Consider the following 8,778-nt stretch of genomic DNA (forward strand, 5'->3'; position numbering starts at 1 on the left):
ACCGTCCATGTCCTCCGCGCCCGACGCCTTCGCTCCGAAATCCGATTTCCTCCGGGTGCTGTCCGAGCGTGGCTTCATCCACCAGGGCTCGGACCTCGCCGGCATCGACGCGGCGGCGCTCGAAGGCCGGCTCACCACCTATGTGGGCTACGACTGCACGGCGGCCTCGCTCCATATCGGCCACCTCCTGTCGATCATGATGCTGCACTGGCTCCAGGCCACGGGCGGCACGCCCATCACCCTCATGGGCGGCGGCACCACCCGGGTCGGCGATCCCTCGGGGCGCGACGAGAGCCGCAAGATCCTCACCCTCGAACAGATCGAGGAGAACAAGGTCGGCATCCAGAAGACCTTCGCCCGGTTCCTCCGCTTCGAGGGCGGCGGCAACGCCGCGACCATGGTCGACAATGCCGAATGGCTGACCAAGCTCAACTACATCGAGATGCTGCGCGACATCGGCCGGCATTTCTCCGTCAACCGGATGATGTCCATGGACAGCGTCCGCATGCGGCTGGAGCGCGACCAGGAGCTGTCGTTCCTGGAATTCAACTACATGATCCTGCAATCCTACGACTTCGTCGAGCTCAACCGCCGCTACGGCTGTACCATGCAGATGGGCGGCTCGGACCAGTGGGGCAACATCGTCAACGGCATCGATCTCGGCCGCCGCATGGGCACGCCGCAGCTCTACGGCCTCACCTGCCCGCTGCTCACCACGGCGTCCGGCGCCAAGATGGGCAAGACCGCCGCCGGGGCCGTGTGGCTCGATGCCGCCATGCTGTCGCCGTACGATTACTGGCAGTTCTGGCGCAACACCGAGGACGCCGATATCGGCCGATTCCTCAAGCTGTTCACCCTCCTGCCCATGGGTGAGATCGCCCGCCTGTCGGCGCTCCAGGGCGCCGAGATCAACGAGGCCAAGAAGGTGCTGGCGAGCGAGGCCACCGCCCTGATGCACGGGCGCGAGGCGGCGGACACGGCCTCCGAGACGGCCCGCAAGACGTTCGTCGAAGGCAGCGTGGCGCAGGACCTGCCGACCGTGATCGTCTCGGCCGCCCTCCTCGATGCCGGGCTCGGCGTACTCTCGGCCTTCGGCCCCGAATACGCCAAGCTGGTGCCGTCCACGAGCGAGGCCCGCCGCCAGATCAAGGGCGGCGGCCTGCGGGTCAACGACGTGGCGCTCACCGACGAGCGGGCGGTCCTGCGCACGGGCGACGTGACGGCGGACGGGGTGATCAAGCTTTCCTTCGGCCGTAAGAAGCACGTGCTGCTGAAGGTCGGTTAGGACGCGCTCGCCCCGGCCCGACGCGCGTCGGGCCGGTTGCTACCGTTCGGTCTCGCCCATGGGCGCGGCCCCGGCGATCCCGTCGTTGCCGCCGCCAGCGCTGAACAGCTTGCGCAGGATGCCGGGCGCCAGGGCGGAGAGCGGATTGACGCTGACATCAGGCTTCGACAGCCGTCCGGCGACGCGGAAGTTGAGGGCGAACAGGCCCTCGTTGTGGCCCCCGCCGAGGAGCTGGCCGAGGATCGGCAGCTGCGAGACGACGTTGTTGAGGCCGTAGAGCGGCACGAAGGTGCCGTTGATGTCCGTGCGCTCCTTGGCCGTGTCGAGGTAGCCGTTCAGGGTGAAGCCCATGGCGGCGTTGGAGATCGCCGCGTCGGTGAAATCGACCCGGGCACCGGTGCGGACGAAGTTGGCGCGCAGGCGGTCGAAGGTCACGTCGTTGCCGGCGTTCTGCACGATCTGCTTGCGGCCGCGCGCATCGACGATCTCGCTGCTCGCCGGCCCCTGCGCCATGATGCTCGACAGGGCCGGCTCGTTGCGCAGGACGAAGTTGCGGATCTGCACGACGCCCGCCTGCGGCCCGTCGTTGAGGGCGGTGCTCATGACGAGCTTGCCGCCGTACATGCGCTTGTAGATGTCGGCAAAGCGCAGGGTCGCGCCGGCGTCCTGGGTGTCCAGCGTGAGCATCGGGCCCTGCTCCGAGCGGCCGATCTGGGCGCTGAACGGGGCGGCCCCGAAGCGGCCCTGGATACGGCCGGAGCGCACGTCTTTGCCTTTCAGGACGAGCTTGACGGTCGCGTTGGTCAGGGCCTCGCCGTTGAAGCCCGTGAGGATGGCGAGCGAGAGGTCGGCGTCGATGTCCTTCGGGGTCGGGTCGCTCCTGCCCTTGCCCTCCGGGCCGGTCAGGCCGCGCAGGACCGGCCGGGCATCGGCGACGGCGCCCTTCACGGCGATGCGGTAGCTGTTCCCCGAGCGTTCGAGCTGAAGGCGCATGTCGTCGCCGGGCGAGAGCTTGAGGCTCGACAGGTCGGCCCGCTCGACCAGGCCGTCGGCGCCGAGGGTGGCGGTGCCGCGTGCCTGGGCGGGGGCGGCGTCGAGGACGATGTCCCGCAACTCGTACGACCCGCCCCCGGCACTCTCCGTCAGGGTGAAGGCGAGGCGTCCCGGCTTGCCTGCGGGCTTGGCGAAGCCCGGCACGACGCCGTCGATGCCGGCGCGGGCGAGATCCGCCTCGATCCGGATCGGCGGCTTGCCCGACCCGGCGCGCCCGATGGGTACGGCGATCTTCACGGGGATCGACCCGGTGATCTGTGGGCTGACCGGCAGACCCTTCTTGGCGCGCAGGGCCTCGTCGAGGCTGAGGTTGACCAGAACCTCGCCGGGGGCGCCGGGCTTGGGCTGGCGCAGGTCCACGGTGAGGGGCGAGCCCTGGACCCGCGCGTCGCCCTTGAGGGCGAAGGCACCTCGATCGTAGGACACCGTGAACCGCCCGGCATCGAGGCGTTCCTTGCCGAAAGCCTTGTCGACGCCGATGTCGGCCAGCGTTCCCGCGATGGTCACCGGCAGATCGGGCAGGTCCGGGATGTGCTTCAGGTTGAGCGGGAAGTCGATGCGTAGGTCGGCCGTGCCCTTCACGCTCGCCGGATCGATATCGACGCCGGTGAGGCTCTTGAACATCTTCGTCTGCATCAGGGACACCAGGGCGTCGGCCCCGCCGCCGAGGCGCATGCCGATCTGGGCCACCACCGCGTCCGGGGTGATCCGGGGAATCACGAAGGATCCGTCCGTGATCGACAGGAAGCGGTTGTCCGGCATGCGCAGGTCGGCCGTGACGCCCCGGATGGTGGTGGTGAGACCGGTGATGACCCCCGTGACGCGGCCCCGGGTCAGGGGCGGCGCATCGGCCGTGACGGCAAGGGTCGCGTCGGAGACGGCGAACGCGATCCGCACGGCGTTGTCGGGCATGGGCTCGCCGCGCGTTGCGGCGGCGAGTTCGCTGCCGCTCATGTCGACGGTGATGTCGACGGTATCGACTCGGCCGCCGCGCAGGTAATCGACGAGGTAGTTGCGTGCCGGCGGGGCCACGTGCTCGGGCCAGAGGCGCAGGGCCATGCGCCCGTCGGTGTTCGCGGCGGTGATGTGAAGGGTCAGGCCGTCATCGTCGGCGGTGGTGCCCAGGGTGCCGGTGATCCGCCCGCTCGCCGGTCCGGCCTTGACTGAGAAATCGTCGATGGCGATGCCGCCGGCCCGGCCCGTGAGGTGGGCCGAGAGGGAATCGATGGAGACGGGCTGGTCCTGCCCGTTGGCGCCCCGCAGGGTCGCGTCGCGACCGTCAAGGGTCATGGTCCAGGCGATATCGGATTCGGGCGCGCCCGCCGCCCATGCTCCGGTGAGGTGAGCGGAGTTGCCGCCGCCGCGGTAGTCGAGGGCGTCGAGTTTCATGGCGCGGCCCGTCTCGTCCCAGCTCACCCGGGCTTCCAGGTTCTCGATGGTGACGGGGTTGAAATCCTTCTCCTCGATGAGGACGTTGCCGTCGCTGGTGCGGATGGTGGCCGCCATCGTCTCGATCCGCCCGCCGTCGAGGGCCACGTCGGCCCTGGCCGAGAGCTTCAGGTCGGTTTCCACCGGCAGCTTCGACTGGCCGGACAGAAGCAGCAGGTCGGTGATCGGCAGGTCGTCGAGGGTGATGACCCCCGTGCGGCGGCTACCGCCGGCCTCCTGCAGGTCGCCGCCGAAGCGCCATTCCCCGTGCGGGCCCTCGATGCGCAGTTCGAACACGCGGGCGTTGCGGGCGGCGTCACGGTGGAACAGGCCGTTGACGTGCTCGAACACCGCCCGCTGGCGGGCGTCGTCATCGATGAGGGTGAGACGGCCGTTGGTGATGCGCGCCCGGTCGAGGGCCCCGACGATGCCGGCGGAATCGAGCACGACGCCGAAGATCGACGCCACGGTGGCCGAGATCGGCGAGACCTTGCCCAGCACCGCGTCCACGCTGGGCAAGGTATGGGGCTGGACGGTTCCGGCCTGCTGCGAGTCGGAGGCCGCGAAGGCGATGCTGCCGTCGCGGTGCACCAGGGCGGTCATCTGAAGATCGCGGAACTCGATGGCCCTCGGCTGAACCGAGAGCCGGGCGAGACCCCAGGTGTCGAGGCTCACCACGGCCTGGGGTGCCCGTACCACGAGGGCGCCCTCGGAATTGTAGATGTCGAGGCCGGCCACCCTGAGGGCCAGGGAATTTTCGGAGTCGAGTTCGAGGGCGCTGTCGCGCAGAGACACGCGCCAGCCCGCACCGATGCTCCCGGCGATGGCCGACGCGACGCGCTCCGACATGCCGTCGATGCGCAGGGGGCCGTTCGACAGGCGCCAGAAGAGGCCGGTCAATCCGGCGCCGAGGCCGAGCACGAGGACGAGCGCCGGCCAGAACAGCCAGCGCCGCCGCCGCCGCCCGACCGCGCGGCCCGGTCGCATACCCGTGCCCGTGTCCTGAACCATCAATCCTTGAGCCGCTGGATCGGACCGCACCCTCGGGCTATCGAGCGGCGGTCCGTGGGGGAAAGGCGTCTCGGGCGCTGGGCCCGGGCCATGGCGTTTCCCCCAGGCACACCATTAATCGGCCGAAAGGAAGGCATCATGTCCCTCGATACCGGAGATCAGGCTCCCGATTTCGACCTGCCGGGGGCCGGCGGTGGCGCCGTCCGCCTGGCGGACCTCATGGGCCGCAAGACCGTGCTCTACTTCTATCCGAAGGACGACACGAGCGGTTGTACCCTGGAAGCGCAGGGATTCAACGCCCTGGGCGCGGCCTTCGCGGCCGCAGACACGATCGTGATCGGCATCTCCCCCGACTCGGTCAGGAGCCACGACAAGTTCCGGGCGAAATACGAGCTCACCTTTCCGCTGGCTTCCGACGAGACCAAGGCCATGCTCGAGGCCTACGGCGTCTGGGTCGAGAAGAGCATGTATGGACGCAAGTACATGGGCGTGGAGCGCACCACCATGCTCCTCGACCGGACGGGGCGCATCGTCCGGATTTGGCCCAAGGTGAAGGTCCCGGGCCATGCCGAAGAGGTTCTGGCAGCGGCGCAAGCCCAGGCGTGATCCGCCTCGTGGGGGGCATGGTGAATCGCAGACCCGCGGCAGTGAGGCTTCGTTAACCCTAATCCGGTCAGATGGTGCGCGTTGAATCAGGTGCGCGTCGATGCCTCACATCTCCCGTAAGCCACCCGGCAAGACGGTGCGCACCGCGAAGATGCGCTCGGGAACCGGTCTTGTCCGAGGGCTCGGGGCGGCACTGGCGCTCGCGACGGCTTGGGCCGGGGGCGCCACCTACTACCTCATCTTCCATGACGAGGTGCTCGCCCGCTTCGTCTCCCAGCAGAGCACGATGCAGTACGGCTACGAGTCGCGTATCGCGGCCCTGCGCCTCGAGCTCGAACGGACGACCCTGGAGCAGGTGACGACCCGCGACGGCCTCGCCACGCGGCTGAAGGACCTGTCCCGGCGACAGGCTGCCCTCGAATCGCGCCAGGGCGTGCTCTCGACCCTGGCCGGCGAGGCGCCGGGCCGACACCTGCCCGAAACGGCGGTCGAAGAGGAAGCGCCCCTCGATCCCGCTGCGCGGCGCCCGGGCACGGCGGCCAAACCGTTCCCGACGCCGGAGCCGACCACGGACGTCCTCGACCTGCGCGGCGCTCGCGAATCCGCCCGCCGCACCGGCATCACCGTGGCGCACCTGGAACGGCGCCTCGACGGCCTCGCCGAGGCCCAGTCTCGCGCCATCGCGGGGATCGGTGCGAATGCCGGCCGCACGGTCCAGCGCCTGCGCGGCCTCGTCGCTCGGATCGGCCTCGACCCGTCGCGGTTCGAGACCCGCGAGGCCGGCCTTGGCGGCCCCCTGGTCCCCTTGAGCGACGATCCGTTCGGCCTCGCCGTGGCGCAGGCGCAGCGCGCCGTCGCGGAGGCGGCGGGACTGCGCCGCATCGCGGAGGCCCTGCCCCTGCGCCGGCCCATCGCCGGGTCGGCCCCCGTGTCGAGCACCTTCGGGGCGCGCCTCGACCCGTTCACCCGGGGCTACGCCATGCATACGGGGCTCGACCTGCGTGCCGAGACCGGCGAGCCGGCCCGCGCCACGGCGGCCGGCCGTGTGACGGTGGCCGATTACAACGGCGGCTACGGCAACATGGTGGAGATCGATCACGGCCACGGGCTGGCGACGCGCTACGCGCATCTCTCCGCCTACGCAGTGATCCCGGGGCAGTGGGTCGCGGCCGGCGTCATCGTCGGGCGTGTCGGCTCGACGGGGCGCTCGACGGGGAGCCACCTCCATTACGAGACCCGGATCGACGGTGAGCCCGTCGATCCGCAGCGCTTTTTGCGGGTGGCTGATGCCCTCGACCAATGAACGGCTTCAGTTCATCTTCGTGACGCGCATTCTTTCGACGAACCCGTGGCCACTTTGTCGGAATGCGCCCTAGTCGAGGTCTTCGACGGTATCGGCGCCGCCGTAGACGCGCTGGGCCAGGGATGCCTCCATGAACGGATCGAGGGCGCCGTCGAGCACCGCGTCCGGGTCCGTTGACTGGGTCCCCGTGCGCAGATCCTTCACCAGCTGATACGGCTGGAGCACGTAGGAGCGGATCTGGTGGCCCCAGCCGATATCCGTCTTGGCGGCGGCCTCGGCGTTGGCCTTCTCCTCGCGCTTCTTCAGCTCGGCCTCGTACATGCGGGCCCTCAGCATGTTCCAGGCGGTGGCCCGGTTCTTGTGCTGCGAGCGCTCCTGCTGGCACGCCACCACGATCCCCGTGGGGTTGTGGGTGATGCGCACCGCCGAGTCCGTGGTGTTCACGTGCTGGCCGCCGGCGCCCGACGAGCGGTAGGTATCGATGCGGCAGTCGGATTCCTTGATCTCGATGACGATGCGGTCGTCGATCACCGGGTAGACCCACACGGAGGCGAAGCTCGTGTGCCGGCGCGCGCTCGAATCGTAGGGCGAGATCCGCACCAGCCGGTGCACGCCAGACTCGGTCTTGAGCCAGCCATAGGCGTTGTGGCCCTTGATCAGAAGCGTGGCGCCCTTGATCCCCGCCTCGTCGCCGTCCGACCACTCGACGATCTCGACCTTGTACTTCCGGCGCTCGGCCCAGCGGCCGTACATGCGCTGGAGCATGTTGGCCCAGTCCTGGCTCTCCGTGCCGCCCGCACCCGAATGGACTTCGAGATAGGTGTCGAAGCCGTCAGCCTCGCCGGACAGGAGGGTCTCGATCTGGCGGCGCGCGGCCTCGGCCTCGACGGCGCGGACCCCGTTCTCGCCCTCCAGGATGGTGTCCTGGTCGCCCTCCATCTCGCCGAGCTCGATGAGGGTCGCGGCATCCTCGAGGTCCTGCGACAGGCGCTTGATGGAGGTGACGGCCTCGTCGAGCTGCGTGCGCTCGCGCATGACGGTCTGCGCGGCCTCCGCGTCGTTCCACAGGGCCGGGTCCTCGGACGCAGCGTTCAGCTCCGCGAGGCGTTTCTCGACGGTATCCCAGTCAAAGATGCCTCCTCAGCAGTCCGATCGACTGCTTGGCGGCATCCGAGAGTTGTTCGATCTCGGCGCGCATCTGGTGTTTCGGGCTCGTGTGCGAGGTGTGAGCGCGGGTGATACCGACCCGCCCGCGTGGTGTAAACGCCGGAGCCCTTCACGATGGCGCCCCCGATATGAGTCGTGACCACGCCTCACCCATTCTCCGACGCCTGCCGCTCCTCGCCGCCACGCTCATGGTCGTGGGGGCCGGGACGGCCCTGCGCCTGGTGCCGATGGGATTGCCGCCGGGGTTCGTGAAGTACGGCGGGTCGATCCTCTGGGGGGCGATGGTCTACGGCCTCGTCGCGACCCTCTGGCCGCGGCCCCGTCGCCGCATTCTGGGGCTGGCCGCCGTCACGGCGCTCGCCGTCGAGCTGTTCCGCCTCGTCCATGCGCCGGCACTCGACGCCTTCCGGCTGACCCTCGCGGGCCAGCTCCTCCTCGGGCGGATCTTTTCAGCCTGGAATCTCGTGGCCTATGCCGCCGGCATCGGTGTCGCCGTCCTCGTGGATTCATGCCTGCGACACGAACCCGCCCGAGAGGCGACCCGCGTTCCTAGCGCCGATAATCCTGTGGGCCGATGCGGGCCGGATTCAGGACGTATTCGCGCGGGCGTGTGGAGCCGTCGAGGCGGCCTTCGCTGCGGCTGTCGCTGTAGTACTCGGTCCCGGTGAACCCGAAGCCGCCGCCGTTCATCACGCTGGGCACCGGGATGGCGCGCGGATCATCGGGAAGCGGCCGGCCCGTGCCGAGATCGGTGGGCAGCACGACGGGGCCGTCGGCGGCGAGGTAGCGCACCTCGGCAAAAGCCTGGCCGGTGAGCGCGAAGCCGACGAGGCCGGCGGCGAGGACGGTTCGCAAGATCGAGGGCACGGGGCAACTCCGGGATGGGCGGGGTCGAGGCGCGCCCCGAAGGTGCTCGACACGGGGG

Annotated in this window: 7 protein-coding genes; 4 read left to right on the forward strand and 3 right to left on the reverse strand. The window is 69.6% G+C overall.

Annotated elements, in window-relative coordinates; all coding sequences use genetic code 11:
• Positions 1–7 precede the first annotated feature (7 nt).
• The gene (tyrS, locus tag FV218_RS09270) at positions 8–1,285 is read left to right on the forward strand and encodes a tyrosine--tRNA ligase (RefSeq protein WP_147709511.1); all 1,278 of its coding nucleotides are present in this window, start codon (positions 8–10) and stop codon (positions 1,283–1,285) included.
• A 39-nt stretch (positions 1,286–1,324) separates the two neighbouring features.
• Here tyrS and FV218_RS09275 read toward each other — a convergent pair whose 3' ends face one another.
• Complete coding sequence (locus tag FV218_RS09275; protein WP_246685047.1) at positions 1,325–4,753, reverse strand: AsmA-like C-terminal region-containing protein; 3,429 nt, start codon at positions 4,751–4,753, stop codon at positions 1,325–1,327.
• A gap of 162 nt (positions 4,754–4,915) precedes the next feature.
• Here FV218_RS09275 and FV218_RS09280 point away from each other — a divergent pair, with 162 nt between their 5' ends.
• Positions 4,916–5,383, forward strand: a complete 468-nt coding sequence (locus FV218_RS09280; RefSeq protein WP_147709513.1) for a peroxiredoxin — start codon at positions 4,916–4,918, stop codon at positions 5,381–5,383.
• A 151-nt stretch (positions 5,384–5,534) separates the two neighbouring features.
• Entirely contained in the window at positions 5,535–6,686 is a 1,152-nt protein-coding gene (locus tag FV218_RS09285; protein ID WP_147709518.1) for a M23 family metallopeptidase, read from the forward strand.
• Positions 6,687–6,755: 69 nt separating this feature from the next.
• Here FV218_RS09285 and prfB read toward each other — a convergent pair.
• Positions 6,756–7,884 (reverse strand): peptide chain release factor 2 gene (gene prfB, locus FV218_RS09290; RefSeq protein WP_147709514.1). Its coding sequence is split into 2 segments (ribosomal slippage): positions 6,756–7,814 and positions 7,816–7,884, totalling 1,128 coding nucleotides; the frame shifts between segments, so codons are not numbered across the junction.
• 196 nt (positions 7,885–8,080) lie between these two features.
• On the opposite strand from prfB, the gene FV218_RS09295 reads away from it, so the two are divergent.
• The gene (locus tag FV218_RS09295) at positions 8,081–8,521 is read left to right on the forward strand and encodes a DUF2809 domain-containing protein (protein ID WP_281407810.1); all 441 of its coding nucleotides are present in this window, start codon (positions 8,081–8,083) and stop codon (positions 8,519–8,521) included.
• On the opposite strand, the gene FV218_RS09300 is transcribed toward FV218_RS09295, so the two are convergent.
• On the reverse strand, positions 8,403–8,720 hold the full coding sequence (locus FV218_RS09300) for a hypothetical protein (protein WP_082476595.1): 318 nt from the start codon (positions 8,718–8,720) through the stop codon (positions 8,403–8,405). The two genes, FV218_RS09295 and FV218_RS09300, sit on opposite strands and share 119 nt — an antisense overlap.
• Between the last annotated feature and the right edge of the window lie 58 nt (positions 8,721–8,778).

Source organism: Methylobacterium sp. WL69 (assembly GCF_008039485.1).
Classification (GTDB): Bacteria; Pseudomonadota; Alphaproteobacteria; order Rhizobiales; family Beijerinckiaceae; genus Methylobacterium.